Origin of the sequence: Actinoplanes sp. NPDC049681 (genome assembly GCF_044465265.1) — a bacterium.
Taxonomy (GTDB): Bacteria; Actinomycetota; Actinomycetes; order Mycobacteriales; family Micromonosporaceae; genus Actinoplanes.
Map to the genome: position 1 here is coordinate 187,945 of NZ_JBITLP010000003.1, position 26,553 is coordinate 214,497.

The 26,553-nt window shown below is 71.9% G+C and carries 25 protein-coding genes; 17 read left to right on the plus strand and 8 right to left on the minus strand.

Features of this window, described 5'->3' with window-relative positions:
* The first annotated feature begins 5 nt into the window (after positions 1 to 5).
* The 4 genes from ACIBO8_RS10655 to ACIBO8_RS10670 all read left to right on the plus strand — a co-directional run bounded on the left by ACIBO8_RS10655 (position 6) and on the right by ACIBO8_RS10670 (position 5,140).
* The gene (locus tag ACIBO8_RS10655; RefSeq protein WP_396114913.1) at positions 6 to 764 is read left to right on the plus strand and encodes an SDR family NAD(P)-dependent oxidoreductase; all 759 of its coding nucleotides are present in this window, start codon (positions 6 to 8) and stop codon (positions 762 to 764) included.
* A 62-nt stretch (positions 765 to 826) separates the two neighbouring features.
* The gene (locus tag ACIBO8_RS10660; protein WP_396114914.1) at positions 827 to 1,840 is read left to right on the plus strand and encodes a coiled-coil domain-containing protein; all 1,014 of its coding nucleotides are present in this window, start codon (positions 827 to 829) and stop codon (positions 1,838 to 1,840) included.
* A 31-nt stretch (positions 1,841 to 1,871) separates the two neighbouring features.
* Positions 1,872 to 3,377 carry a fused MFS/spermidine synthase gene (locus ACIBO8_RS10665; protein ID WP_396114915.1) on the plus strand — a complete coding sequence of 502 codons (1,506 nt, stop codon included), beginning with the start codon at positions 1,872 to 1,874 and terminating at the stop codon, positions 3,375 to 3,377.
* A gap of 86 nt (positions 3,378 to 3,463) precedes the next feature.
* Positions 3,464 to 5,140: a serine/threonine-protein kinase gene (locus ACIBO8_RS10670; RefSeq protein ID WP_396114916.1), complete on the plus strand. Its 1,677-nt coding sequence runs from the start codon at positions 3,464 to 3,466 to the stop codon at positions 5,138 to 5,140.
* Here ACIBO8_RS10670 and ACIBO8_RS10675 read toward each other — a convergent pair.
* A complete protein-coding gene (locus ACIBO8_RS10675) occupies positions 5,137 to 5,805 on the minus strand; it encodes a potassium channel family protein (RefSeq protein WP_396114917.1) in 669 nt (222 codons plus the stop codon). The two genes, ACIBO8_RS10670 and ACIBO8_RS10675, sit on opposite strands and share 4 nt — an antisense overlap.
* A complete protein-coding gene (locus ACIBO8_RS10680) occupies positions 5,798 to 7,099 on the minus strand; it encodes a TrkH family potassium uptake protein (RefSeq protein WP_396115609.1) in 1,302 nt (433 codons plus the stop codon). The genes ACIBO8_RS10675 and ACIBO8_RS10680 overlap by 8 nt, the downstream gene beginning before the upstream one ends.
* 191 nt (positions 7,100 to 7,290) lie before the next feature.
* Between ACIBO8_RS10680 and ACIBO8_RS10685 the strand changes: the two genes are divergently transcribed.
* Both ACIBO8_RS10685 and ACIBO8_RS10690 read left to right on the plus strand, forming a co-directional pair.
* The gene (locus ACIBO8_RS10685; protein ID WP_396114918.1) at positions 7,291 to 8,652 is read left to right on the plus strand and encodes an MFS transporter; all 1,362 of its coding nucleotides are present in this window, start codon (positions 7,291 to 7,293) and stop codon (positions 8,650 to 8,652) included.
* Between the two features lie 79 nt (positions 8,653 to 8,731).
* Positions 8,732 to 9,457, plus strand: coding sequence for an SDR family NAD(P)-dependent oxidoreductase (locus ACIBO8_RS10690; protein WP_396114919.1), 726 nt, complete (start codon positions 8,732 to 8,734; stop codon positions 9,455 to 9,457).
* A 41-nt stretch (positions 9,458 to 9,498) separates the two neighbouring features.
* Here the strand turns inward: ACIBO8_RS10690 and ACIBO8_RS10695 are convergent, their stop codons facing one another.
* Entirely contained in the window at positions 9,499 to 9,897 is a 399-nt protein-coding gene (locus ACIBO8_RS10695; protein ID WP_396114921.1) for a hypothetical protein, read from the minus strand.
* Positions 9,898 to 10,023: 126 nt separating this feature from the next.
* On the opposite strand from ACIBO8_RS10695, the gene ACIBO8_RS10700 reads away from it, so the two are divergent.
* Complete coding sequence (locus ACIBO8_RS10700) at positions 10,024 to 12,180, plus strand: DEAD/DEAH box helicase (RefSeq protein WP_396114922.1); 2,157 nt, start codon at positions 10,024 to 10,026, stop codon at positions 12,178 to 12,180.
* Positions 12,181 to 12,303: 123 nt separating this feature from the next.
* Here ACIBO8_RS10700 and ACIBO8_RS10705 read toward each other — a convergent pair whose 3' ends face one another.
* Positions 12,304 to 13,335 carry an NlpC/P60 family protein gene (locus ACIBO8_RS10705; RefSeq protein ID WP_396114923.1) on the minus strand — a complete coding sequence of 344 codons (1,032 nt, stop codon included), beginning with the start codon at positions 13,333 to 13,335 and terminating at the stop codon, positions 12,304 to 12,306.
* 148 nt (positions 13,336 to 13,483) lie between these two features.
* Between ACIBO8_RS10705 and ACIBO8_RS10710 the strand changes: the two genes are divergently transcribed.
* The 3 genes from ACIBO8_RS10710 to ACIBO8_RS10720 all read left to right on the plus strand — a co-directional run bounded on the left by ACIBO8_RS10710 (position 13,484) and on the right by ACIBO8_RS10720 (position 15,096).
* Positions 13,484 to 13,786 (plus strand): metal-sensitive transcriptional regulator, encoded by a 303-nt coding sequence (locus ACIBO8_RS10710; RefSeq protein WP_396114925.1) that lies wholly within the window; start codon positions 13,484 to 13,486, stop codon positions 13,784 to 13,786.
* Between the two features lie 88 nt (positions 13,787 to 13,874).
* Entirely contained in the window at positions 13,875 to 14,087 is a 213-nt protein-coding gene (locus tag ACIBO8_RS10715; protein ID WP_396114926.1) for a heavy-metal-associated domain-containing protein, read from the plus strand.
* Positions 14,080 to 15,096 carry a hypothetical protein gene (locus tag ACIBO8_RS10720; RefSeq protein WP_396114927.1) on the plus strand — a complete coding sequence of 339 codons (1,017 nt, stop codon included), beginning with the start codon at positions 14,080 to 14,082 and terminating at the stop codon, positions 15,094 to 15,096. Before ACIBO8_RS10715 ends, ACIBO8_RS10720 begins: the two co-directional genes overlap by 8 nt.
* On the opposite strand, the gene ACIBO8_RS10725 is transcribed toward ACIBO8_RS10720, so the two are convergent.
* Positions 15,089 to 16,222: a class I SAM-dependent methyltransferase gene (locus ACIBO8_RS10725; protein WP_396114928.1), complete on the minus strand. Its 1,134-nt coding sequence runs from the start codon at positions 16,220 to 16,222 to the stop codon at positions 15,089 to 15,091. The two genes, ACIBO8_RS10720 and ACIBO8_RS10725, sit on opposite strands and share 8 nt — an antisense overlap.
* A gap of 72 nt (positions 16,223 to 16,294) precedes the next feature.
* Here ACIBO8_RS10725 and ACIBO8_RS10730 point away from each other — a divergent pair, with 72 nt between their 5' ends.
* Both ACIBO8_RS10730 and ACIBO8_RS10735 read left to right on the plus strand, forming a co-directional pair.
* Positions 16,295 to 16,936, plus strand: a complete 642-nt coding sequence (locus ACIBO8_RS10730; RefSeq protein ID WP_396114929.1) for a heme oxygenase (biliverdin-producing) — start codon at positions 16,295 to 16,297, stop codon at positions 16,934 to 16,936.
* A complete protein-coding gene (locus ACIBO8_RS10735; protein ID WP_396114930.1) occupies positions 16,933 to 17,226 on the plus strand; it encodes a DUF2470 domain-containing protein in 294 nt (97 codons plus the stop codon). The genes ACIBO8_RS10730 and ACIBO8_RS10735 overlap by 4 nt, the downstream gene beginning before the upstream one ends.
* A 48-nt stretch (positions 17,227 to 17,274) precedes the next feature.
* Here the strand turns inward: ACIBO8_RS10735 and ACIBO8_RS10740 are convergent, their stop codons facing one another.
* The 3 genes from ACIBO8_RS10740 to ACIBO8_RS10750 form a co-directional block, all read right to left on the minus strand.
* A complete protein-coding gene (locus ACIBO8_RS10740; RefSeq protein WP_396114931.1) occupies positions 17,275 to 19,170 on the minus strand; it encodes a DEAD/DEAH box helicase in 1,896 nt (631 codons plus the stop codon).
* 274 nt (positions 19,171 to 19,444) lie between these two features.
* Positions 19,445 to 19,669 (minus strand): DUF3107 domain-containing protein, encoded by a 225-nt coding sequence (locus ACIBO8_RS10745; protein ID WP_396114932.1) that lies wholly within the window; start codon positions 19,667 to 19,669, stop codon positions 19,445 to 19,447.
* Positions 19,670 to 19,706: 37 nt separating this feature from the next.
* A complete protein-coding gene (locus tag ACIBO8_RS10750) occupies positions 19,707 to 20,369 on the minus strand; it encodes a TetR/AcrR family transcriptional regulator (protein WP_396114933.1) in 663 nt (220 codons plus the stop codon).
* A 155-nt stretch (positions 20,370 to 20,524) separates the two neighbouring features.
* Between ACIBO8_RS10750 and ACIBO8_RS10755 the strand changes: the two genes are divergently transcribed.
* From ACIBO8_RS10755 to ACIBO8_RS10775, 5 genes are all read left to right on the plus strand, one after another.
* The gene (locus tag ACIBO8_RS10755; protein ID WP_396114934.1) at positions 20,525 to 22,516 is read left to right on the plus strand and encodes a Daple; all 1,992 of its coding nucleotides are present in this window, start codon (positions 20,525 to 20,527) and stop codon (positions 22,514 to 22,516) included.
* A complete protein-coding gene (locus ACIBO8_RS10760) occupies positions 22,516 to 23,475 on the plus strand; it encodes an alpha/beta fold hydrolase (RefSeq protein ID WP_396114935.1) in 960 nt (319 codons plus the stop codon). The genes ACIBO8_RS10755 and ACIBO8_RS10760 overlap by 1 nt, the downstream gene beginning before the upstream one ends.
* A 36-nt stretch (positions 23,476 to 23,511) precedes the next feature.
* The gene (locus tag ACIBO8_RS10765) at positions 23,512 to 24,369 is read left to right on the plus strand and encodes a DUF3152 domain-containing protein (RefSeq protein ID WP_396114936.1); all 858 of its coding nucleotides are present in this window, start codon (positions 23,512 to 23,514) and stop codon (positions 24,367 to 24,369) included.
* Between the two features lie 113 nt (positions 24,370 to 24,482).
* Positions 24,483 to 25,664: an adenylyltransferase/sulfurtransferase MoeZ gene (gene moeZ / locus ACIBO8_RS10770; RefSeq protein WP_396114937.1), complete on the plus strand. Its 1,182-nt coding sequence runs from the start codon at positions 24,483 to 24,485 to the stop codon at positions 25,662 to 25,664.
* Positions 25,665 to 25,745: 81 nt separating this feature from the next.
* Positions 25,746 to 26,552: a prenyltransferase/squalene oxidase repeat-containing protein gene (locus tag ACIBO8_RS10775; RefSeq protein ID WP_396114938.1), complete on the plus strand. Its 807-nt coding sequence runs from the start codon at positions 25,746 to 25,748 to the stop codon at positions 26,550 to 26,552.
* Position 26,553 lies beyond the last annotated feature (1 nt).

Sequence of the window (26,553 nt, forward strand, 5' to 3'; positions counted from 1 at the left end):
TGCGCGTGGCTTCGTACCTCGAGGAACTCTTCGGGCTGAGCGGCCGGACCGCGATGGTGACCGGCGGCAGCTCGGGGATCGGCCGGGCGATGGCCGGTGCGTTGGGCCGGGCCGGCGCCCGCGTGGTGCTGGTGGCGCGGCGGGACGGCCCGCTGCGCGAGACCGCCGCCGAGTTGACCGCCGATGGCGTGGGGGTGGAGACGGTCGCTGCCGATCTCGCGGATCGGGCGGCGCTTACGCGGCTGACCGGGTACGGCCAGGTGGACATCCTCGTGAACGCCGCGGCGGTGAACCGGCGCCCGCCGATGGACGAGCTCACCGAGGACGACTGGGACGTCACGCTGGCGGCCAACCTGACCGCGCCCTTCCTGCTGGGGCAGCACTTCGGCCCGGCGATGGCGGCGCGCGGCTGGGGACGGATCATCAACGTGGTCTCACAACAGGCCTTCCGCGCGTACGGGAACAGCGGCGCCTACGGCGCGGCCAAGGCAGGTCTCGTGGGCCTGACCCGCTCGCAGGCGGAGGCGTGGTCGAGCCGGGGCGTCACGTGCAACGCGATCGCCCCGGGAGTCGTGCACACCCCGCTGACCGAGCCGGTGTTCGCCGACCCGGAGAAGGTGGCCGCGCACGCCCGGCGGACGATGATCGGGCGCAACGGCGTACCGGAGGATTTTGCCGGTTGTGTCGTCTATCTGGCGAGTGCCGCCAGCGCTGCAGTGACCGGTCAAACACTCTTCGTCGACGGTGGCTACTCGGCGACTTGATCGATCTGCGTTCCGAGTGGGTGGCGGGGTAGAGTACCGGCGCTTACGACTGGAGGTAGATCGTGGCGGCGACTCTCCCGGGCCGGGCGAAGCACGCTCTGGCACTGCTCGCGGCACTCCTCGTGCTGCTCGTCGCGCCCCCGGCACACGCGGCACCCGGCGGCGACGACGAGGGCGGCAGCAAGACGCTGCGCGCCCAGCTCGAATCCGCGGCCAAGGGACACCTGCAGGCCACGCAGAAACTCGAGGCGTCCAAGAAGCGGCAGGTCGAGCTGAAGGCCGCGCTCAAGCAGGCGCAGGAGAAGTCCGCGGGGCTCGAGGGCCGGGTCAAGGAGATCGCCAACCGCTCCTACCGGCAGGGCCGCTTCAGCACCATGGCCATGCTGCTCAACAGCAGCTCGCCGGACGCTTTCATGGACCGCATGCTGCGGCTCGACCAGATGGCGCAGGTCGACGGCCACGCGCTGGCGCAGTACGAGGACGCGGTGACCGTCGCGGAGAAGGCCACCAAGGCCATCGCGCTCGAGATCAAGGAGCAGCAGAAGCAGGTCACCGTGCTGGCCAAGAAGAAGCAGCAGGCCGAGAGCGCCCTGGCCGCGGCCGGTGGCGGCGCGGTGGCGGGCGGCTTCATCAACGCCAACTCACCGCTGGCCAGGCCCGCGCCGCGCAACCCCGACGGTTCGTGGCCCCGGGAGGGCTGCACGGTCAATGACCCGACCACCTCCGGGTGCATCACGCCGCGGCTGCTGAACGCGTACCAGCAGGCGAGGGCGGCCGGGTTCACGCACTACACGTCCTGCTTCAGCCGCCGCGACTCCGGCGAGCACCCCAAGGGCCGGGCCTGCGACTTCGCCGCCGCGCCCGGCGGCTTCGAGAACGTCAACGCCACCGGCAGCGACCGTACGTACGGCAACAACCTCGCCGCCTACTTCGTGCGCAACGCCGGCCGCCTCGGGGTCATGTACGTGATCTGGTACCGGCAGATCTGGCTGCCGAACACGGGCTGGCGGTCGTACAGCGGGTCGGGCGGACCGGCGGCGACACATACCAACCACGTACACCTGTCGATCCTGTAGATCGGACGGCCCCGTCGGTAGCATTCCGCCGATGGAATCCCCACGGGCCCTGCCATCCGCGCTCGCGACCGCGCTGGTCTTCTTCGCCAGCGGCGCCGTCCTCGTCCTCGAGATCGTCGCGCTGCGCCTGGTCGGGCCGTACGTGGGCGTGACGCTGCAGGTCAGCAGCTCGGTCATCGGCATCTCGCTGGCGGCCATCGCGTACGGGACCTGGCTCGGCGGCCGGCTCGCCGACAAGTTCGACCCTCGGATGCTGCTCGCTCCCGCGCTGCTGCTCGCCGCGACAACGACCGCGATGACCCTGCCGCTGGTGCGTTGGGGCGGGGAGATCCTGCGCGGAGGGGCAGCCCCGGCGGTGCTTCTGCTCGCCGCCCTGGCCGTCTTCCTGCCCGCGTTCCTGCTGTCCACGATCACGCCGCTGACCGTGAAGCTTCAGCTCGGCGACCTGCGCCGGACCGGCGAGGTGGTGGGCCGGCTCTCCAGCTTCGGCACGCTCGGGGCGATCACCGCCACCCTCGGCACCGGCTTCGTCTTCGTCGCCGCGATGCCCAGCAGCTGGATCGTGCTGAGCCTTGCCGCGCTCCTCGCCCTCGCCGGCTTCGGCCTCGGTTGGTGGCTGCGCCGGCGTCACCCCGATGTGAGGCTGCCGGGCAAGCCGCGGACTCGGGCCGTGCTCGTCACCGTGGGGCTGTTCGGGGCCGGGCTGGGCGCCACCGCACCGACGCCCTGCGACATCGAGACGGCGTACCACTGCGCCCGGGTCGATGCCGACCCGAAGCGGCCCGGCGGGCGGACGCTGCTGCTGAACTCGGCGCGGCATTCGTACGTCGACCTCGCCGACCCGACGCACCTGGAGTTCCCGTACGTCCAGTGGATCGGCGCCCTCGTCGACGTTCAGAAGACCGGCGGCGCCCCGATCGACGCCCTGCATCTGGGCGGCGGCGGTTTCACGGTGCCCGAGTACGTGGCGAAGACCCGTCCCGGCAGCAACCAGCTGGTCCTGGAGCTGGACGGCGGCCTCGTCGACCTCGACCGCCGGGAGCTGGGCCTCACCACCGGGCCGCAGCTGCGCGTCCAGGTCGGCGACGCCCGCGTGAGCCTGGCCCGGCAGGGCGACCGGGCGTACGACATGGTGGTCGGCGACGCGTTCGGCCACCTCGTCGTCCCCTGGCACCTCGCCACCCGCGAGATGGCCGCGGACATCTCCCGCGTGCTGCGCGACGGCGGCCTGTACGCCCAGAACGTCATCGACTACCCGCCGGACCGCTTCATCCGCGCGGAGCTGGCCACGGTCGCCGACGTCTTTCCGCACGTGGCGGTCATCGCGCCGAAGGATGCGCTCGCCGGCCGGATCGGTGCCAACTTCGTCATCGTCGCGTCCCGGTCGCCGCTGCCCATCGACGAGATCCGGGCGCATCTCGATCTCGTCGACGAGCCGGTCGAACTGGTGTCCGGACCGGCCCTGCGAACTTTCATCGGCGGCGCCCGGGTGCTGACCGACGACTACGCACCGGTTGACCAGCTGTTGGCCGGCTGAATACGGCCAATCTGGACAAAGCGCCTGGAGGGACGTATTTGTCCGACGCACCCTGACCGGGCCGTCCCTCGGGCAACAATCGGCACATGGGGTGGCTGGCGACCGGGAGGCAGGGCGGCCACGTCGGCGGCCGGTACCGCCTGATCGAGCGGCTCGGTACCGGCGGCATGTCGATCGTCTGGCGGGCTCACGACGAGGTGCTCGGGCGCCCGGTCGCGGTCAAGGTCCTGTCACCGCAGCACGCCGGCGACGCGGCGTTCCGGCGGCGGCTGCGGCAGGAGGCGCTGGCCGCGGCCCGGCTGTGCCATCCGCACATCACCGGTGTCTTCGACTTCGGCGAATCGCCGCTGGACGAGACCATGACCGTCCCGTACGTGGTCATGGAGCTCAACGACGGCGAGCCGGTGTCCGCCCGGCTTCGCCGCGAGGGCCCCTTCCCGTGGGCCGGCGCGGTAACGGTCGTCGCCGAGGTGGCATCCGCCCTGGCGACCGCGCACGCCCGCGGCATCGTGCACCGCGACGTCACGCCCGCCAACGTCATGCTCACCGGGTCGGGCGCCAAGGTCGTCGACTTCGGCATCTCCGCCCTCGCCGGCCAGCGGGACGCCGCACCGGACGGCAGCCTGCTCGGCACCCCCGCCTATCTGGCCCCCGAGCGGCTCAACGGCGGCCCGGTGGCGCCCGCCGCCGACGTGTACGCGCTCGGCCTGCTCCTCTACCGCCTGCTCACCGGCCGCCTGCCCTGGCCCGCCGAGACCACCACCGAGGCGTTGCGGGCCCACCTGTACGCGGATCCTGAGCCCGTACCGGAGCTGCCCGGCATGCCCGCGGAGGTCGCCGACCTCTGCATGCGCTGCCTGGCCAAGCGGCCGGAGCACCGGCCGGGCGCGGACGAGGTCGCGGCCGTGCTGGCCGGGCTCGTCGGCCTGCAACCGATCATCCCGCCGGTCGCCGCGCCGGACACGCCGCCGGTGCTGGCCGGGTTCCGTCCCACGCCGCACCCCGAACCCCTGCCGCGGCAGCGTCGCCTGCAGTTGCGGACCGGGCTGCGGCTCGCGCGGGCCCTCCGGGTCGGTGGCCCGGTGCCGCTGGGCGGGGGACTGTTCCGCGGCGGCGTGCTGGCCCGCGACCTGCTCAGCGGCGGCCGCCTCGGGCAGGCGGTCCTCGCCGCCCGGCATCGTGTCCAGGCCGCGGTGGCCACGCTCGTGCTGATCGCGGCCGTCGGGCTGGTCTGGTCCTCGACCCGCGAGCCGGCCGACGTCGGCACCGCCCAGGCCGCTGCGGCGGGCGCCGGAAAGGGCGCGGTGGTCCCGCACGGTACGGGCTGCAAGGTCCGCTACCGGGTGCAGCGGGACACGGGTACGGACTTCGGCGCCCAGCTGACCGTGGTCAACACCGGTGAGCACGCGCTCGCCGGATGGCGGCTGGAGTTCCTGTTCAGCGGCGGTCAGCGGCTCACCGGCGGCCCCAAGCGGCTCTACCAGCGGGGCCGCAAGCTGGTGCTGCGCCCGCGCACCGAGCTGCGTCCCGGCCGCTCCGCGAGCGTGATCCTCACCGGCAGCTACCGGGTCAGCAACCCGCTCCCGCTCGCGTTCCTGCTCAACGGCCACCAGTGCCAGGCGGAGGTCCTCGGCGCGGTGGCGACCACCCCCACCCCGCCACCCCTGCCGCCGTCCCCTCCTTCCAGGAAGAAGGAACGCGTCAAGCCCACGCCGCCGGCCTCGCCGGACAAGAGCAAGGACGGCTTCTCCGTCGCGATCTAGGCCGTCGCCGCCGCGAACTGCTCCACCGTGGACGTGTTGCCGGCGACGATCAGGATGCAGCCGCTCGGGACGATCGTCTCGGGTCGCGCGTACGTGAAATCCTCGCCGGGCAGTTTGGTGCCGACGACCGTGACCCCCCACTTGCCGCGCAGGCCGATATCGGCCAGCGACCGGCCCACGGCCTCGCGCGGCGCCCTGACCTTCGCGATGGCGAAGCCGTCGTCGAACTCGATGTAGTCGAGCATCCGGCCGGTGATCAGATGCGCGACCCGCTCGCCCATCTCCATCTCGGGGAAGATGACATGCCGGGCGCCGATCCGCGTCAGGATCTGCCCGTGCTTCAGACTGGTCGCCTTCGCCCAGACCTCCTGTACGCCCACCTCGGCGAGGGTGAGCACGGTCAGTACGCTGGTCTCCAGGTCGGTGCCGATGCCCACCACGGCCCGGGAGAAATCCTGGACACCGAGCTGGCGCAGCGCATCCGTGTCGGTCGCATCCGCCTCGACCACATGGGTCAGCCGGTCCGACCAGTCCTGCACGATCCGCGGGTCGGAGTCGATCCCCAGCACCTCGTGACCGAGATTCACCAGCGACTCGGCGACCGCACCGCCGAAGCGGCCCAGCCCCACGACGACGACGTTGTCGGTTGCTTCCCTGTCAGCCAACGAGGGGCCTCTCTTCCGGATAGCGGTAGAGCCGGCGGCGGGTGTTGAGCGCGATCGCGGTGCCGACCGCGACGGTGCCGACCCGGCCGACGTACATGAGAACCACCAGCACGATCTGCGCGGCGGAATTCAGCTGCGGGGTGATGCCGGTGCTCAGCCCGACCGTGGCGAACGCCGACGTCACCTCGAACAGTGCCCGGTCGAACGGCACGTCGTCGGTGAACATGATCAATGCGAGCGTCCCGCCCGCGACCAGGGCCACGCCCAGCAGCGCCACCGTGAGCGCCTGCCGCTGCGTCTCTTCGGCGATCCGCCGCTTGCGGATCACTACATCCGGCTCACCCCGGATCTCCGCCCAGATCACGAAGGCCAGCAGCAGGAACGTCGTCACCTTGATGCCGCCCGCGGTGCTGGCGCTGCCCCCGCCGATGAACATCATCCCGTTCGTGACCGCGATGGTCTCCGTGTTCGTCGCGCCGAGGTTGATGCTGTTGAACCCGCCGGAGCGGGTCATGACGTCCTGGGTGAACGCGGCCAGGATCTTCGCCGGGGTGCCCAGCGGGCCGAGCGTCCCCGGATTGCTCCACTCGAACGTCAGGAAGACCAGAAACCCGGAAACGCTCAGCAGCAAGGTCCCCCACACCGTCAGCCGGGTGTGGGTCGACCACGATCCAGGGGTACGCCACTCGCGCGCGAGCTCGAACACCACCGGAAAACCGATCGAGCCGCCGAGCACACCCAGAGCCAGCGGTACGCAGATCCACCAGTCCCCGACGAACCGCACGAGGCTGTCCGGGTACAACGCGAACCCGGCGTTGTTGAACGCCTGCACCGCGTGGAAGACGGCCTCCCAGACCGCCCGCCCGAACGAATAGTCGTACGCCAACCAGAACCGCAGCGTGAGCACCAAGCTGATGGCGGCCTCCGACGCGAACATGACCAGCGCCACCCGGATCAGCACACCCCCGACGTTGCCGCCGGACAGCCCGGCACTCTCCGCCTGAGCCAGCAACCGGCTCCGCAACCCCAGCCGCCGCGACACCAGCAGGCTGAGCAGCGTGGCCAGCGTCATGATCCCGAAGCCGCCGATCTGCGACAGCACGGTGAGCAGCACCAGGCCGAACCCGGACCAGTACGTAGGAGTGTCCACCACCGACAACCCGGTGACGCACACGGCGCTCGTAGCGGTGAACAGCGCGGTGACGAACGGCGCATGCCCCGCCTCGGCCCGCGCAGGAGGCAACATCATGAGCGCGGTCCCGACGGCGATGGCCCCGAGAAACGCGAGAGGCACGATGCGCGCCGGGTAGCGCCACGGCGAACGAGCACGCACCGAGGGAACCTCCCGATCACCATTTGCTACGGTGATCCATTACCCGGCAGAGAGGGTGCGTGATGCAACTCGACATGGCGACGGTCTTCGCCCTTTAGCGAGGACGGGTTCCTGCCCGCTCCTCGTACCGCTTCGCCGTCGAGGAGTTCCTTTTGCGTGCCCTGCACCCGGGTCTCGGCCCGGACTTCATCAAACTCTGGAGCGCCACCGCCATCGCCAACCTGGGCGACGGCGTCGCCCTCGTGGCCGGACCGCTCCTGATCGCATCACTGACACCCGACCCGGCCGCAGTGGCCGGCGCGGCTTTCGCCCAGCAGGTGCCCTGGCTGCTGTTCGCGCTGATCAGCGGGGCATGGGCGGACCGGCTGGACCGCCGGCGCCTGGTGGTCACGGTGGACCTCATCCGCGCTGCGGCGCTGGGTCTGCTGGTGGTCTGCGTCATCTGCTCGGCCGTCTCCATCTGGCTGGTGTACGGGGTGGTGTTCGTGCTCGGCACCTGCGAGACGCTCGCGGACACCGCATCGTCGGCATTCGTGCCGGCGTTGGTCCCGGCGGAGCGGTTGCCTGTCGCCAACGCCTGGCTCGGTGCGACGTTCACGGTGATCAACCAGTTCGCGGCGAAGCCGTTGGGTGGGTGGTTGTTCGTGGTTGCCGCGGCGGCGCCGTTCGGGTTGCAGGCGGCGGCTTTCGTTGTTGCGGCCGGGCTGATCCATCTCCTTCCGGCTGCCTCTCCGTCTCCCTCGCCGGCACCGCCGGCGTCTTCGCCCGCTGCCTCTCCGCCGCCTGCATCCTGTGACTCCACGTCGCCGTCCTCGGCCTCTGAGTCCCCTGCCTCCTTGCCGCCGGCGTCCTCGTCGTCGGCTTCCGGTTCGGTGGGGTTGCGGGATCGGCAGTCTCTTCGGTCGGAGATCGTCGAGGGTGTTCGGTGGCTGTGGGCGCATCGTTTGCTTCGCACGCTGGCGGTGGCCATGGCGTGCGGCAATCTGGTGTACTGCGCGGCGTTCGCGACCTTCGTTCTTTACGCGCGTGACCGGCTGGGCCTCGGCTCGGTCGGCTACGGGACCCTCCTCACGGCGTTCGCGGTAGGTGGCCTGCTGGGCAGCGTCCTGGCGCCGCGCCTGATCCGGACCGTGGGGGCGGCGGTCCTGTTGAGAGCGGGGCTGCTGGTGGAGGTCGCCCTGCACGCCACCCTCGCCGCCACGACGACACCCGTGGTCGCGGCGGTGATGATCGTGGTGTTCGGCGTACACACCATGGTGTGGGGAACGGTCGCGTGGACGCTCCGGCAGCGGGCGGTGCCCTCCTCCCTGTACGGGCGCGTGACCGGTGCGTACTCGCTGCTTGATCTGGGCGGGGCGGCGCTGGGTTCGCTGGCCGGTGGTGCACTGGCCCAGACCTTCGGCCTCATACCGGTCTTCTGGGGTGCGGCGGTGGCTATGGGGGTGGTCGTGGTACTGACGTGGCGTCCCCTCGGCCGGGCGACGGTCGAGCTCCGGGAGGCCGATCCGAGCTGATTCGACCGGGGCTGCCGCGTCGCCGCCCGCGGGTGTCCTAGCTGCTCGCCTCCGCTGCCGGCGTCGTAGAGTCGGCCGCATGGCGAGGCTTGCGGTGGTCAGCGGGGGCGGCACGGGTATCGGCCGGGCGACGGCGGGAATGCTGGCAGGGGAGGGCTACGACGTCATCATCGTCGGGCGGCGTCCCGAGGTGCTGGCCGAGGCCGCCAAGTGGATCGGCCCCCAGGCCACGACGGTCACCGCCGACTGCGCGGACCCGGACCAGATCCCGGCGGTTGTCGAGGCTGTCGCGGGCCGCCCCGTCGACGTCTTGGTCAACAATGCCGGAGCGTTCGTGGGCGGCCACGACACCGCCCTCGCGGCCCTCGCGGCGCGCTGGCGCGCCACCTTCGACTCCAACGTCATCACCGCGGTGCTGATGACCGAAGCGCTGCGCCCCCTGCTCCGCCGCCCCGGCGCACGGGTGATCCTGACCAGCTCGATCGCTGCCCAGCGCGGCGGAGGCGGCCCCTACTCGGCGGCGAAGGCTGCTCTGCACGGCTGGGTGTTCGACCTTGCCACCCAGCTGGGGCCGGAGGGGATCACCGCCAATGTGATCGCTCCCGGATATGTGACTGACAGCGAATTCTTCACCGGCCGGATGACGGAGGAGGGACATCGCGCCCGAGTCGAGGCGACGCTGGTGAAGCGCGCCGGCGTACCCGATGACATCGCCGAGGCAGTGCGCTGGCTGGTGGGTCCGGGCGGCACCTTCGTGACCGGCCAGGTCATCAACGTGAACGGCGGCTCCGTCCTGGGCCGCTGAGCCTTGGCCCATGATCACCGCTTCACCCGACTCGGAGGTGCCTACTTCGCTCCGCCGGTGAAGCGGCCTTCGCCTGGCTTGTTGGGGCGGAAGCGCAGGGCTGACCAGCGGTCGTCGATGGCCACCTGGCCGCAGGGGCGCATGTCGAAGTCCGCCACGATCGGCCACAGGGTGTCGCGGTTGATGTCCGTCTTGTTGCCTTTCGGATACGCCACCCAGAACGCGGCCGGCTTCTTGAGTTTCTCCGCGTGCTCCTCCATCAGCTTGCGGGCGCTTGCCGCGTCGTCGGCGAAGACCACCGCGGTGCTGGCCGTCTCCGCGGTGTCGACCTCGCGGACGCCCTCGGGCATCGGGGTGAGCAGCGGGAGATGGGCCGGGTGGGACAGCCATACCGTGGTGTTCGGCTTGATCAGCAGCTTCTCGGCGATCGTCTTCGTCATGCCTTCACGCTGCCACCGACCTCCGGATCCGGTCCACCGAATCGGGGAGCCTGTGGACAACGAACCTGCCTGTGGATAACCGGCATCCTGTCGGACCGGGCTGGTAGACATGCGGTCGTGGCGGAAATGACGCAAGAGGCAGTCAGCGAAGCGGAGCGGGCGGCCGTCCGGGAGTGCGCCGAGGAGGTGCTCCGGAGGCTGGCAGGCGATCATGCCGTGCTGCGCGAGGACCAGTGGCGCGCTATCGAGGCGCTGGTCGTCGACCGGCGGCGGGTGCTGTGCGTTCAACGTACGGGATGGGGCAAGTCAGCCGTCTATTTCGTCGCGACCGCGCTCTTGCGCGACGGAGCGACCGCCGAGCCGGGGGAGCCGGCCGCCGGCCCGACCGTGATCGTCTCGCCGCTGCTCGCGCTGATGCGTAACCAGGTCGAGGCTGCCGCACGGGCCGGGATCCGGGCGCGCACCATCAACTCCGCCAACCTCGACGAGTGGGAAGAGATCACGGCGGAGATTCGCAGCGGGGCCGTGGACGTGCTGCTGATCAGTCCCGAGCGGCTCAACAATCCCGATTTCCGCGACAACGTGCTGCCCGGGCTGGCGGCCAGCACCGGTCTGCTGGTCGTCGACGAGGCGCACTGTGTCTCCGACTGGGGCCACGACTTCCGCCCCGATTACCGTCGGCTGCGGACCTTTCTGGCCGGGCTCCCCTCCCGCACGCCGGTCCTCGCGACCACCGCCACGGCCAACGCCCGCGTGACCGCCGATATCGCTGACCAGCTGGGGGACGCCCTGGTGCTGCGGGGCACCCTCGACCGCGACTCGCTGCGGCTGGCGGTGCTGGAGCTGCCCGACCCCGCGCGGAGGCTGGCCTGGCTCGCCGACCACCTCGACCGGCTGCCGGGCTCCGGAATCGTCTACACCCTGACGGTTGCCGCGGCCACGGAGACCGCCGAGTTCCTGCGGTCGCGGGGGTTCGCCGTCGCGTCGTACACGGGGCAGGTCGAGGATGCCGACCGCCGCGCCGCGGAGCAGGACCTGCTCGACAACAAGATCAAGGCGTTGGTGGCGACGTCGGCGCTCGGCATGGGGTTCGACAAGCCGGACCTCGGGTTCGTGGTGCACCTCGGCGCACCGCCGTCGCCGATCGCCTACTACCAGCAGGTCGGCCGCGCGGGCCGTGCCGTGGAGCATGCCGAGGTGGTGCTGCTGCCGGGCCAGGAGGACGTCGCCATCTGGCGGTATTTCGCGAGCCTCGCGTTCCCGCCGGAGGAGCAGGTGCGCGCGGTGCTGGCCGCGCTCTCGCCCGACCGGCCGTTGTCGACGCAGGCGCTCGAGCCCATCGTCGACCTGCGCCGCGCCCGCCTGGAACTGATGCTCAAGGTCCTCGACGTGGACGGCGCCGTGCGTCGCACCCGCGGCGGCTGGATCGCTACCGGCGAGCCGTGGACCTACGACACCGCACGCCTGCGTCGCGTCGCGGAGGCCCGGACCACCGAGCAACAAACCATGATCGAGTACGCCGGCACGACGATGTGCCGCATGGAGTTCCTGCGCCGGTGCCTCGACGACCCGGCTGCTCAGCCGTGCGGTCGCTGCGACACATGCGCGGGCCCGCAGTTCGACGCCGAGGTCTCTGCGGAGTCGCTCGCGGCGGCCAACGCGTTCCTCGGCCGCGCGGGTGTGGACATCGCCCCGAAGAAGCTCTGGCCGACCGGCATGGCAACCGTCGGCGTCGACCTCAAAGGCAAGATCCCGCCGGCCGAGCAGATCCTCCCGGGCCGAGCGGTGGGGCGCCTCTCGGACCAGGGCTGGGGTACGAGACTGCGCGCGATCGTGAGTCCCGAAGCGGCGGACGGCCCGATCCCGGACGAGCTCGCGGCCGCCGTGGTCGAGGTCTTGAAGGGATGGGCACACGGCGACGACGCCTGGCAGCAGCGCCCGGCCGCAGTGGTGGCGGTGGGTTCACGCCGGCATCCGGAGCTCGTCGCCGGCCTGGCAGCCCACATCGCCAAGGTCGGCCGGCTGCCGATGCTGGGCACCCTCACGTCGTCGCACATGAGCGACGGCGGGCCGCGGGGAAACAGCGCGCAACGCGTTCTGGCGCTGCATGACGCTTTCACCGTTCCGGGTGACGTGGCGGAAGCGCTCGAGGGGCTCGGTGGGCCGGTTCTGCTGGTGGACGACGTGGTCGATTCGGGGTGGACGATGGTGCTCGCGGGACGGGCGTTGCGGCGGGCGGGGGCATCGGGGGTGATGCCGCTGGCTTTGGCAGTCGCCGGATGATCAGCTGCGCCGGACATCGCGTGTTACCGCTCGTGCTCACGAGTCGACGTCCACGAGCGCGAAACCGGCCGCGTGCGGAGCCGGCTGCGGTGGCGGCCGACGCGACCGGCCCGGTGCCGCTCGTTACGCCGGGCGGGCGAAGCCTGCGATGGGCTGGGAGTCGATGCTCGCCACGCGTACGTTCTCGCCGAACTCCGGGGCGTGGATCATTTTCCCGGCTCCGATGTAGATGCCGACGTGGCTGATCGGACCGTAGAAGAACACCAGGTCCCCGGGCTTGAGTTGGGATCTGTCGATATGTGCGGTCGAGGCGTACTGCCGCGCCGCGTTGTGGGGGAGGCGGACACCGGCGGTGCGCCATGCTGCCAAGGTCAGGCCTGAGCAGTCGTATGCGCGGGGACCCTCGGCGCCCCAGCGGTAGGGCTTGCCGAGTTGGGCGAAGGCGAACGCCACCGCTTGTCCGGCGGGGCCGGGTACGTAGTCGGGGACCGGGATGTCGCCCGTGTCGGTGTAGCGGCTGCCTCCGCCGTACGCGATGGCTCGCATTTGTTTGAGGGCGACGATCTCGCCCTTGACGGTGGCCTTGCGGGTGTTCAGCTGCGTCTGCTGGCGACGTTGCTGGGCGGCGAGCGCGTTGAGCATCTGCCGGGTGTCGTTGATCCTCGACTGGGCGCGTTGCAGCGCCTCGGTGGCCCGCTGTTCCTCGGACGCGAGCTGGTGCAGCACGAGCAGCTTGTCGACGAACTCGTGCGGCTCGTTCGAGGCGAAGAGGGCGACGGTCGGGCCGGTGCGGGTCCGCTGGTACGTGTTCGACAGCAGCCCGTTCACGAGCGCCTGCTGCTGCTCGAGCTCGCGGGTCATGGGGCCGAGACGGCCGTTGAGGTGCGCGATCCGCAGCTGCGTCGAGTGGAGGTCCTCGCGCGAGTTGTTGTACTGCTCGACGACGACCTCGAGCCGGCGGGAGGCGGCAGCGATGTGCTTGTCCAGCTCCGCGGCGGTGGGTCGGTCAGCACGGAACCCCGCGAGGGCGGCGGCAGGGAACACAGCGGCGGCTCGGCGGCCGACGGGGAACCCCGCGAGGGCACGTCCGTCGGAGACGGAAGCGGTGGCTGCGGGGGCGGGAGCCTGGAAGCCCGTGAGCAGCAGCGCCGACATCAGCGCGACAATGGCGGCTCGGGCGGTCACGGTAGACGACACAGAGCACTTAACGACCCAAAACTCGCAAAAGCCACGCCATCGCGGATGCAAGATCGGAAGTGGCCGGGGCGGAGACCGGATACCGGCGGGGGGTATGATGGCCGGTATGACCACCGAGCACGAACACCCCGGACCGCACGGCTACTCCGGGGACAAGGCCGCCCTGCTCGGCCGGCTGCGTCGTATCGAGGGCCAGATCCGCGGTCTGCAACGGATGGTCGACGAGGACACGTACTGCATCGACGTTCTCACCCAGATCTCCGCCGCGAAGAGCGCGTTGCACGCGGTGGCCGTCGGGCTCCTCGAGGATCATCTCGCGCACTGCGTGGTCGACGCCGCCCGGGCGGGTGACCCGAGCGCCAAGGTCAAGGAAGCCTCCGACGCGATCGCCCGCCTGGTCCGCTCCTGACCCGGTAAGCGGAAGCCGACGAAAGGCAGAAGACCGGCGTGCAGGTGGGAGCAGGAAACCTTCACAACCGTACGAAAGAGAGACCGCCATGGCCGTCACCGCCACCTACACCGTCACCGGCATGACCTGCGGCCACTGCGTCCAAGCTGTCACCGGTGAACTCGAGCAACTCCCCGGCGTCGAATCCGTCGAGGTCGACCTGCCCACCGGCTCCGTCACTGTCACCAGTGCCGGGCCGCTCGCCGAGGATGCCGTGCGGGCCGCTGTCGACGAGGCCGGTTACGAGCTCGCCGATGCCTGAGCTGCCCGACGAGGCCCCTGCCGCGCAGCAGGACGAGCGGGGCGCCGCGTTCAGGCTCGCCGCGTTCGGCGCCGTCCTCGTGGTCGTGCTCTTCGCCGGCTACGGCATCGGCCGCCTGAACAACTCCGTCGAGACGGCGCAGAGCGGCAAGGTGCCGGACGGCATGGTGCAGAACCAGGCCGCGGACGGCCATGCTCATCCCATGACGGCGGGCCACGACGACACCGGCGCCGCGCCGCATGTGCACAACGCCGACGGGACCGTCACGCAGCTCGCCGGCTCTGCGGCCGCTGCGGCGCAGCCCGCTGTCGGGGGGCTTTCCGTGACCGCGAGCGGGCTCACCCTCCAGCCCGAGACCTCGGCTTTCACCGCCGGCCGCACCCAACCCCTGCGTTTCAAGATCACCGCCTCCGGTGGCGCCGCGATCACCACCTACGCGGTCGTGCACGACAAGCCGTTGCATCTGGTCGTCGTTCGCCGTGACCTCACCGGCTACCAGCATCTGCACCCCGTCATGGCGCCCGACGGCACCTGGAGTGTCGATGTGCGGCTCGCCCAGCCGGGCAGCTACCGGGCCATCGCCGACTTCACCGCGATCGTCGGCGGGCAGCAGACCCCGGTCACCCTCGGCGTCGACCTCACGGTCGCCGGGAGCTTCGCGCCGGTCGGCCTTCCTGCGCCGGTCACGGAGGTGACCACCGGCGGCTTCACTGTTCGGTACGGGGGTACGCCGCCGCGAACCGGCACGACGGAGCCGATCCTCCTGACCGTACGCGGCGCCGACCGCAACCCGGCAAAGCTGGAGCCGTACCTGGGGGCGTACGGGCATCTGGTCGTGCTTCGGGAGGGCGACGTCGGCTACGTCCACGTGCATCCGGAGCCGCAGCTCGCCGACGGTGCCGTGAAGTTCTGGCTGGCGGCTCCCGGGCCCGGGCGCTATCGGATGTTCTTCGATTTCCAGGTGGCCGGGAAGGTGCACACCGCGGCGTTCACCGCGGTGGTCAGCTGAGGAGTTTCTCCAGGGCCGGCGTCACGCCCCACTGGGTGGTCAGCTGCTCGTACTCGTCGCGCTGGGCGTCCGTGGCGGCGGCGCCGGTGCGGCGGGCTCGCAGGAGCAGGTTGCGGGGCGTGTGCTGGGAGTCGACGAATTCGACCACGTCCACCTTGTAGCCGTTCAGCCGCAGCAGGGACGAGCGCAGCGAGTCGGTGAGGACGTCGGCGAAGCGCTCCCGCAGGATCGCGTTCCGGGTGATCTCCGTGTACGGCTGGGGGGCCGGGCGGCCCTTCAGCTGGGCGGCGATGTCGTGGTGGCAGCAGGGCGCGGCCAGCACCCAGCGGGCGTTCCAGCGCACCGCGCGGGCCAGCGCCTGATCCGTCGCGGTGTCGCAGGCGTGCAGGGCCAGGACCAGGTCCGGCGCCTCGTCCACCGCCGCGTCCTCGATCGTGCCGGCGACGAACCGCACGGTGGCGGCGCAGCCCAATTGCTCGGCGACGGCGGAATTCCGTACCCGTTGGTCCTCGCGGACATCGACCCCCACGACCCGGACGTTCGCGCCGCGGTCCGTCAGATAGCGGTACGCCGCGAAGGTCAGATAGGCGTTCCCGCAGCCCAGGTCGACGACCCGCAGCGGCGACGGCAGCTCCTCGGGCAGCGTGGCGGCCAGCGCCCGCAGGAATGCGTCCACCTGGCGCCGCTTGGCCGCGTTGCCGCCGATGACGCCGAAGAGCGGGTCGCCCGGGTCGAGCAGCCACTGCTTCGCCCGATCGTGGTCCTGCGGGTCGCGCTCGGCCGGGGCGCCCGACCGGTGCACCTGGGCGTCGCCCTTCTTCGTGATCCGGACCTGCACCGTGGCCGTCTCGGTCTCGACGTGCCAGTTGCCGAACGGCTCCGCCAGCAGGGCGTCGACCGCCGCCGCGGCCTCGTCGTCCGCGACGTTCCGCGTGTACGGGCGGGTGCCGTCGTCCGTCACGACCTGGAGCCGGCGACCCGCCTTGAGCATGACCGGCCGCAGCTCCGCGCGGTTGATCGACGGGGCCGGGCCGCGGCGACGGCCGGCCGCGACCGCGCGGGTCAGCGTGGGGCCGAGCACCAGCTCGCGTACCTCGGCGAGGGCGGTGTCCAGGGGTTGGGGCATCCCACCATTCTGCCCCCGGGCTTGCGGAGCCGGTTTTTGTTAGGCTGCCCTAACCAGGCATGGAGGTGCTGCATGACGTTGGCCGACCCGACCGCGCCACTCTCCACCCGGCTGCGGACCGGAACCCGCACCGAGCATGACGCCGCCCAGGGCAGCGGCTTCCTCGACCGGCTCGTCGCCGGAACCCTGCCGCGGGCCGCCTACGCGGACCTGGCCGCCCAGCACTGGTACATCTACGAGACGCTGGAGCAGGCGGCGATGGCGATGGCGGACCACCCGGTGGCGGGCGCGTTCGTCTTCCCCGAGCTGACCCGGCTGCCTGCGCTCAGCGAGGACGTCGCCGAACTTTCCGGCCGCGGGCAGCCGGCCCCGCTTCCCGCCACCCGCCACTACACGGCGCGCCTACGGGCCGTCGCTTTCGACAAGCCCTGGGGCTTCATCGCCCATCACTACACCCGCTACCTGGGCGACCTGTCCGGCGGGCAGTACCTCGGTCCGGCGATCGCCCGTGCGTACGGACTGGACGGCGCCGGGCACCGGTTCTTCGTCTTCGACGGGGTCTCGCCGCCGGAGTTCCGCAGGCGCTACCGTGACCTGCTCGACGCGGCGGCCCTGTCGCGGGAGGACGAGGAGCGCCTGCTGGCCGAGGTCGTGGAGGCGTACAGGTTGAACATCGCGGTGCTGGACGATCTGCAGCAGAGGTGGGCGTCATGACCTTCACACCGGACGTCGTCGAGCAGATCGCGCGCCACATGAACGGTGACCACGCCGAGGACAACGTGCTGATCGTGCGCGGGCTCGGTGGGGTCGCTACGGCCAGCGCCGCCCGCATGTCCGGTATGGACGCCGACGGGATGGACTTCGAGGCCACCGTGAACAGCATCGCGGTGCCCGTGCGGATCCCGTTCCAGCGGCGGCTCACCGAACGCCGGGAGGTACGCGCCGAGGTCGTGCGAATGTACCGGGACGCCTGCGCCGCTCTCGGCCTCGAACCCCGGCACTGAGCAGCGAAAGGGCGCCCCACCGGCCGGTGGGGCGCCCTCGTCGTCAGCTCAGTCCTGGGCTCCGGCGCCCACTCCGGCGTCGGAGCCGCCGGTCATCTCGCCCGCCGCGACATCGTCGGACCCGCCGCCACTGCGCCGCCGGCGCCGGCGGGGACGGGTGCCCTCCCCGGCCGGCGCGTCGCCGGCGTCGGAAGAAGCGGGCGCGGCGTCAGAAGAAGCCGGCGCGGCGTCGGAAAAGGCCGGCGCGGTGGCCGAGGGGGCCGGCGCAGCATCCGAGGAGGCCGGCGTGGCTTCCGAGGAGGTCGGCGTAGCGGCCCGGGAACGGCTGCGGCTCCGGGAGCGGGTCCGGGCCGGGGCCCCGGAGTCGGCCGTCGATGACGACTCGCCCGTGGACGCGGCGTCGTCCGTGGACGGGGAGCCGGTCTCGGCGGGGGAGTCGGCCGGGGCTGCGTCCGTACCCGAGACGGCTTCTCCGGCCCGGCGCCGACGCCGCTGCCGGCGCGGGCGATCGGACGTCTCCGACGACGGCGAGTCCGTGCTCTCCGGGGCGTCGTCCTCGCCGCGCCCGCGCGAACGGCCGCGACCGCGCGGGCGGGTGGACTCCCGGCCGCCGCGACGCCGGCCGCCCAGGTCTTCCTCCACCTCGGCCGCCAGGCCCACCCGGTTGCGCTCGGCGGTGGGCAGCGTGCCGGAGACGTCGGTGGGGATGTCCAGGTCGGCGTAGAGGGCCGCGGAGGTGTGGTACGTCTCCGGCGGCTGCGGCATGCCCAGGTTCATCGACTTGTCGATGAGCACCCAGCGTGGCATGTCCTCCCAGTCCACGAAGGTCACGGCCACCCCCGTCGCGCCCGCGCGGCCGGTGCGGCCGATGCGGTGGGTGTAGGTGTCCGGGTCCTCCGGGCAGTCGTAGTTGATCACGTGGGTGACGCCGGAGACGTCGAGACCGCGGGCGGCGACGTCGGTGGCGACCAGGACGTCGATCTTTCCCGTGCGGAACGCGCGCAGCGCCCGCTCACGCGCGCCCTGGCCGAGGTCACCGTGGACGGCCGCGACCGCGAAGCCGCGGAAGTCGAGGTCCTCGGCGACCCGGTCGGCGGCGCGCTTGGTACGGGTGAAGATCATCGTGAGGCCGCGGTCCTTGGCCTGCAGGATGCGCGCCACCATCTCGAGCTTGTTGAGCGGGTGGGTGCGGTAGACCACCTGCTTGGTCAGCGGCGACGGGCCGCTGTCCGAGGTGTGGCCGGCGTGGATGGTCACCGGGTGCTGCAGGAAGCGGCGGGACAGCGCCACGATCGGGTCCGGCATGGTGGCGGAGAAGAGCATCGTCTGACGCTGCTCGGGGAGCATGGCCAGGATCTTCTCGACGTCCTCGAGGAAGCCGAGGTCGAGCATGCGGTCGGCCTCGTCCAGGACCAGGGCCTTGATGCCGGAGAGGTTGAGCTGCTTCTGCTTACTGAGGTCGAGCAGGCGGCCGGGGGTGCCGACGAGGATCTCGACGCCCTTCTTGAGCGCCTCGACCTGCGGCTCGTACGCCACGCCGCCGTAGATCGGCAGCACCCGCACGCCGCGGGTCGCACCGGCGGCGGCGAGGTCGCGGGCCACCTGCAGGCCCAGCTCACGGGTCGGTACGACGATGAGGGCCTGCGGCTTGCCGTCGGCGCCCTCCGAGGGGGCGGTCACCCGCTCGAGGATGGGCAGGCCGAAGCCGAGGGTCTTGCCGGTGCCGGTCGGGGCCTGACCGATGAGGTCGGTGCCGCGCAGCGCGATCGGCAGCGCGTACTCCTGGATCGCGAACGCCCGGGTGATGCCGGCGGCGGCCAGCGCCTCCACCGTCTCGGCGCGTACGCCCAGCTCGGCGAAGGTGGGGCTGTCGGCACGGACGGGGGCGCGGGTCAGGACGGGTACCAGAGCGGGTTCTGTGTCGGTGTTCGGGATGTCGGTCATGGAGTTCTACGGGTGCCTCTCGTGGTGCGCCCGTCGAAGTCCTGGGCGCGGTTTGGGTAGGGCGCGGGCCACACGCGAGAGAAGCTCGCGGGCCGCACGCGCGTCGCCGCGGCGATTCGTGACCCGGCCGTGCGAACAAGCTGGGACGAGGTCGGCGTGGCGGCGACGGACGCAAGTCTACCCGACGGAGGGATTCTGCACCTCAGGCCGAAAATGACCGTGCCGAACAGAAGCTTCAGGGGGCCCCGGCGGGACCCCCTGAACGCGGCGTGCGTCAGCGCGTGGTGAAGCCGAACGGCCGGTTCGAGCTCTCGGCGATCTCCACGTAGGCCACCTTGGCGATCGGCACGATCACCCTGCGGCCCTTCTCGTCGGTCAGGGTCAGGACGCTGTCCTTGGCCATCGCCTCGGTCACCAGCTGCTCGACCTCGGCCGGCGTCTGCGCGCTCTCCAGCACCAGCTCGCGCGGGGCGTACTGCACGCCGATCTTGACCTCCACGGGGGTCCTCCCTCTCAGCAGTCTTCCGATATGAAGGCTAGCCGATTTCTTCGGGCGTTCCCGGCGTTGACTCACCCTGCAACGGGAAGCTCGCGATGCCCCGCCACACCAGGGCCGCGACCAGCGCCTCCGCCTCTTCCTTGTCGACCCGGCGGCCGGTGGCGAGCCAGTACTGCGCCGCCTGACCGGAGACGCCCACCAGGCCCGCGGCGAGCAGCTCGGCCTTGGCCTCGCTCAGGCCGGTGTCCGAGACGACCGTGTCGGTGATCGCGGCGATGCAGCCCTGCTCGACCCGTTCGACGCGCTCGCGCACCTGCGGGTCGTTGCGCAGGTCGGACTCGAAGACGAGCCGGAAGGCCTCGCTCTCGTGGTCCATGAAGTCGAAGTACGCCCGTACGGCGCCCTTGACCCGCTCCTTGTTGTCGGGCGTGGCGAGCATGGCGCCGCGTACCTTGGCGATTATCGCGTCGCAGTGCGTGTCCAGCAGCGCCAGGTAGAGCTCCAGCTTGCCGGGGAAGTGCTGGTACAGCACCGGCTTGGAAACACCGGCCCGCTCGGCGATCTCGTCCATGGCAGCGGCGTGATAGCCCTGGGCCACGAAGATCTGCTGCGCGGCGGCCAGCAGTTGCTTACGGCGCGCGGAGCGAGGCAGGCGCGTGGGGCGCCCCGCCGTCTGTGCCCCGCCGGACGCAGCGGTCATGTCAACAACCTCCGAGCTTCTTCACCGCGCGCAGCAACGCGGATTGCCCGGATCGTCGCCTGTCGCGTTCCGGGCGGGCAATTGTCGCGACGCTGCAACTTATCGCCACTGCAACCACACGGTAGCCTCAGCGTGGGGCAAGCGAGGAGCGCGTGGTGGACGAAACAGGGCAATCCGGTGACGCTGGTACCGCGGACGGCGGTGCCGGGGCCGAATCGCGCGACCGCACCCTGTTGAACGGCTGGGCGGCGCGGGAAAGCCCCTGGTCCCACGCGGGGGCCGCGCTGGACCCGGAAACCGAGGTTCCGGCCTGGCGGCGGCCCGGCACCGAGGTGCGGCCGTTCGCCCGGCGTCCCCTTCCGACTGACCCCCCGTCGGGTGACATCCGCCCGTTCGCCACCCCGCCGCCACCGCCGTCGTTCACGCCCTCCCAGCCCTCGTCCGCGCCGCCCGCCGACGAAGCCCCGTCCCGCACGGAGAACGCCGCCGCGCCCCGCTGGTCCGACAGCCGGGCGCGCTATCAGGACCTGCTCTCACACCTGTCCCCGAACGGCACCGAGTCCCGGCAGAACCAGCCGCCCCTCGCCGCCGAGCCGCCGGCGCGCCCCGACCCGCTCGGCCCCGAGCTGCTGCGCACGAACGGTCAGGAGACCACCGAGCTGCGTGCCGTCCCGCCGGCCCTGCCGGCCAGCGCCCCGCCGTACCCGTACGAGGGCGACCTCGACGACGCGCGCCAGCAGCGTGCCGCCGTTCCGGCCGAGCGGCCCTTCCCCGCGGTACGCCCCGCCACGCCCGGAGGCCGCCGCCCCGACTGGTCCGTGCCCGAGTCCGCCCGCCACGCGCTGGAGCCGCCGACGCCCACCGACGGCATGCCCCGGGTCGGCCCCGACACCACCGAGGCCGCGCGGTCCGGTGATCAGACGACGGCCCGTGCGTCGTACGATCCCTCCAGCTTCCCGCGCCGCCTGCCGTACCAGCCCCCACAGCCGGCGTTCCCGGCCCGGCCGGCCGGCGATCCCGGCGCCGGGGACACGGGGGAGCAGCCCTTCTCCGCGTTGCCCCAGCGCGTCCCGGCCCAGCCGGACGTGCCCACCGTCCCGGAGCCGCCGTCCGTGGAGCCCTCGGCCGAGACCCCCGCGCTGGCCCGCATCGCGACGCACCTGCGCCGCGGTGACGTGCTGTCGTCGCGGGAGCGGCAGGAGGGCTTCGACGTCAACGCCATCCTGGAGGCGGTCCGCGAGGTCGACGGCGTCCGCGACGCCGCCCTGCGCACCACCCCGGCCGGCGCGCACAGCCTGCGGCTGGATCTGGCCGAGGGCGCGGACCCGGCCGAGGTGAGCCGCCAGGTCGCGCGCCTGCTGCAGGATCGGATGGGCCTCGACGCCGCCATGCAGGGCGCCTCCCCGCTCGGGGCGCCGCCACCGCCCGCCGCTCCCGCACCCGCCCCGCGCTCCGCTCCGCCGTCCCCGGCCCCTCGCTCGGCGCCACCGGCGGGACGCGCGTCCACGCCCGGTCAGGGGCTGGTCCCGCCGGTGACCGCGCAGGCGTCCGCGCCGCCCGCGACCCCGCCCCCGGCTCAGCCCGCGCCGTACGTCCCGGCACCGGCACCGTTCGTGCCGGCTCAGCCCAACCCGGCCGGCCGCCCGGCGCCGACACCGCCGCCGCCCCCGACGACCGAGGACGTGCCGACCGGGCTCGACGCCGCGCCGCCGCGCCCGCTGCTCGAACCCGGCGAGCGCCCCGGCCCGCGGGTGATGATCGAGAACGTCCAGGTCAACACGTTCGGCAGCGAGGCGACCGTCCGCGTCCGCCTGACCGTCAGCGGCCAGGTCTCCGAGGGTGAGGCCACCGGCCCGGCGATCGACGGCTACCTGCTGCGGCTGTGCGCGATGGCGACGGCGAACGCGGTGGACGAGCTGCTCGCCCACTCCGACCACGCCGACGGCCCGGCGAAGTGCTTCGTCGAGCATGCGGCGGCCGTACCGTTCGGATCGATGCAGGTGGCCGTGGTCGTGGTGCTGCTCGCCACCGACGGCTGGGTGGAGCAGCTCGCCGGCTCCGCGGTCGTCACGGGCGACGACCGGCACGCGATGGTCCGCGCCACACTCGCGGCGGTCAACCGGCGTCTCGAGGCACTCTTGTCCTGATGAAGGGCGCGAAACTCGCGGCGGACGAGGTTCTGCCGCCGGACGGGACGGTGCCGCCGCCGTGGCCGGCCCGCCGGGTCACGATCGACGGCGCGATGCTGCACGTGCGCGACACCCCGGGCACCGCGCCCGGCGCCGAGCCGGCGGTCTACGTGCACGGCCTGGGCGGCTCGTCGCAGAACTTCACCGACCTCGCGGCGCTGCTCGCCGACCGCTTCGACGGCCAGGCCGTGGACCTGCCCGGCTTCGGCTACAGCGACCCGAACCGGCGCTACTCGATCGCCGCGTTCGCCGACCGGGTCATCGGCTATCTCGAGTACGCCGGCCGCGGCCCGGTCCACCTGGTCGGCAACTCGCTCGGCGGGTCCATCTCCGTGCGCGTCGCCGCCCTCCGCCCCGACCTCGTACGCACCCTCACGCTGATCAGCCCCGCGATGCCGTTCCTGGACCCGCGGCGTACGGCCCAGGGCCCGGTGCTGCCGCTGCTCGCGCTGCCCCGCGCGCACCGGATCCTCGCCTGGGGGATGGCGCGGCTGACCGTCGAGGAGATGGCCGAGCAGGTGCTGCTGGCCTGCTTCGGCGACACCCGGAAGGTCAGCCCGCAGCGCCGGGCGGAGGCGATCGAGGAGATCAAGCTCCGCTACACCGTCGACCACTACCCGCAGGCCTACATGGGCACGCTGCGAGGGCTGGTGTCGAGCTTCCTGCGGGCATACCTGCCGGGCGTCAACTCGCAGTGGCGCCTCGCCGCCCGGATCACGGCACCGACGCTGGTCATCGGCGGCCTCAAGGACGGGCTGGTCGACCCGCGGGTGCCGGCCCAGGTCGCGAAGGTGATCCCGGACAGCCGGCTGCTGATCCTGCCCGGCGTGGGACACGTCGCCCAGATGGAGGTGCCGCGCCTGGTCGCCCGGGCCGTGGTGGGCATGCTCGAGGACGTCAAGTCCCCGGTCGGGTAGGACACGGCGCCGCCGGCTGTGGCACGCTGGCGGCAAATGATCGACTTCCGTACGCCGCCGCCCCGCCACCGGCGCCGCCGCCGTCTGTGGCTGGCCGCGCCGATGGTGGTCGGTCTGCTGGTCGCCGGCGGTATGTGGTTGCCCACCGTGTGGTCGTCGTCCGTAGCCCCGCCCGCCTCGGCACTGCCGTCCGCCTCCGCTGCCGCGTCGCCGCCGTCGCCTTCTGCCGCTGCACCGCCTCCGGCCACGGCAGCGCCGGTTCCCGTCGCGCAGAACCAGCTGTCGCTGCCGGGCAAGGTCCCGACCCACGGTTCCGGCAGGTTCGACTACGCCCCCGGACAAAGCAGGATCTACGGTACGGCCGGAGCGGTGCGCCGCTACCACGTGGCCGTCGAGCGCGGCAGCAACGAGGACCTCATCGCCTTCGCCACGCAGGTGGAGGCGACCCTCGGCGACGATCGGAGCTGGATCGGCGAGGGGAACCTGCGGCTGCAGCGCGTGCCCGGCACCGAGCCGGCGAGCTTCACCGTGTACCTGGCCACGCGGGACACCGCCGGGCGGATGTGCGCCCACGGGGGCGTGAACATCACCGTCGGCGGGCGGCCGTACACGTCGTGCCGGAGCACCGGGCGGGCGATCATCAACCTGGACCGGTGGCGTCTCTCGGCCCCGACGTACGTCTCGGCCCGCGTACCCCTCGCCGTCTACCGCCAGTACGTGGTGAATCACGAGGTCGGCCACGAGCTGGGCCGGCATCACGAGGGCTGCCCGAAGCGCGGGGGACCGGCGCCGGTCATGGTGCAGCAGACGTTGACGTTGCGCGGCTGTGTCCCGTACGCCTGGCCGCGCCGGGGTGATCGGCCCCTGCGGGGGCCAGCCATACAAGCGGGGTGACCGTTTCATTCCCGCGTCCCGCATCTCGGGCCGGTGTTCCACGTCATGCCCACGGCGGCGATCCACGAGCAACAATGGTGGGCGCACCTTACCGCCAACCCGGGGAGTTCACCGTGTCACTGCCCCCGCTCGTCGAACCGGCCGCCGAGCTGTCCGTCGATGAGATCCGCCGCTACTCCCGTCACCTGATCATCCCGGACGTCGGGATGGAGGGGCAGAAGCGGCTCAAGAACGCCAAGGTGCTCGTCGTCGGCGCCGGCGGCCTGGGCTCGCCCGCGCTGCTCTACCTGGCCGCGGCCGGGGTCGGCACGCTCGGCATCGTGGACTTCGACACGGTCGACGAGTCGAACCTGCAGCGCCAGATCATCCACGGCGTCTCCGACGTCGACCGCCCCAAGGCGGAGTCCGCCGCGTCGAGCATCCGCGAGATCAACCCGCTGGTGAACGTGGTCATCCACAACACCGCGCTCGACCGCGACAACGTCAAGGAGATCTTCGGCCAGTACGACCTCATCGTCGACGGCACGGACAACTTCGCGACCCGCTACATGGTCAACGACGCCGCGGTGCTGCTCGGCAAGCCGTACGTGTGGGGTTCGATCTACCGCTTCGACGGCCAGGCCTCGGTCTTCTGGGAGGAGCACGGTCCCTGCTACCGCTGCCTCTACCCGGAGCCTCCGCCGCCCGGCATGGTCCCGTCCTGCGCCGAGGGCGGCGTGCTCGGCGTGCTCTGCGCGTCGATCGGCTCGATCCAGGTCAACGAGGCGATCAAGCTGATCACCGGCATCGGCGAGCCGCTGGTCGGCCGGCTGATGGTCTACGACGCCCTGGAGATGGAATACCGCAAGATCAAGGTTCGCAAGGACCCGAACTGCGCGCTCTGCGGCGAGAACCCGACGGTCACCGACCTCCTCGAGGACTACGAGGACTTCTGCGGCGCGGTCTCCACCGAGGCGCAGGAGGCGACGCTCAACGCGACGATCACCGCCCGCGAGCTCAAGGAATGGCAGGACTCCGGCAAGGACGTCTTCCTGGTCGACGTCCGTGAGCCGGCCGAGTGGGAGATCAACCGCATCCCGGGCGCGACGCTGATCCCCAAGGGCGAGATCCTCTCCGGCGAGGCCCTGGCCCGCTTCCCGCAGGACCGGCAGATCGTCCTGCACTGCAAGTCGGGGGTGCGCTCGGCGGAGGCGCTCGCCGCGCTGAAGGCGGCCGGCTTCAAGGACGCCGTCCACGTCCAGGGCGGCATCGTCTCCTGGGTCAACACCGTCGACCCGTCCCTTCCGTCCTACTAGATCCGTGCCTCCGGCCGCCCGTCCGCTCCCGCGGGCGGGCGGCCGATGCGTGAAGTCCGCCCTGGTTGTAGCGTCACGATCGTGGTCGATATCGATGCCGCGATCGGGTACGTCGTCGCCCACGGCGACCCGGTGGAACGGGCCCGGCTGTCCTACCTCCGGGCGGGCACCGAGCCGCCGCCCGGCATCCTGGAACGGATCGAGAGCGGGCAGACCCCGGCGGGCGGATGGCCGGCGGCCGGCGACAGCACCGTGCCCTCGATCGACGCCACCTGCTTCCGCCTTTCGGAGCTCGACGACCTCGGCGGCCTCCGCGGCCCGCAGGTCGACCGCGCCCTGGCCTGGCTGGCCGGCGTCCAGCGCGGCGACGGCACCTGGCAGGAGGACGAGTCGCTCGCCCCGGAGGCTCCGGCGTGGGCCATGCCGGGCGACCCGGAGGCAACCCTGTACCTGACCGCGGTGGCCGGCTTCTGGATGACCGTCGCCGAGGTCGAAGCGCACCCGCACCACGAGGAGCCCGCCCGGTACGCCGACACCCTGGCGGCCGCGGCCCGGTTCGTGGTCGCCCAGCTCCGCCCGGACGGCACCTGGCCGTCCTTCCTGGCGACCGGGTGGCATGCCGCGGGGCTGCTGCACGAGCAGCAGTTCTTCTACGAGTCGGCCCGGGTGCAACTCGTCCTGGGCGATCGCCTGTCCGACATGTCGCCGGCGGATGTGGCCAACATGGCGGCCGCCCTCCGCCGCGTCAACCTGGGAGACGACTGGCTGCTGCAGAGCGCTCGGAAGCGGCTGGCCGAGACGCAGCGTACGGACGGGGGCTGGGACAGCGACGAGGGCCCGGTCTTCGACGTGAACACCACCCTCACCGCCATCCGGGCCTGCCGCTGAC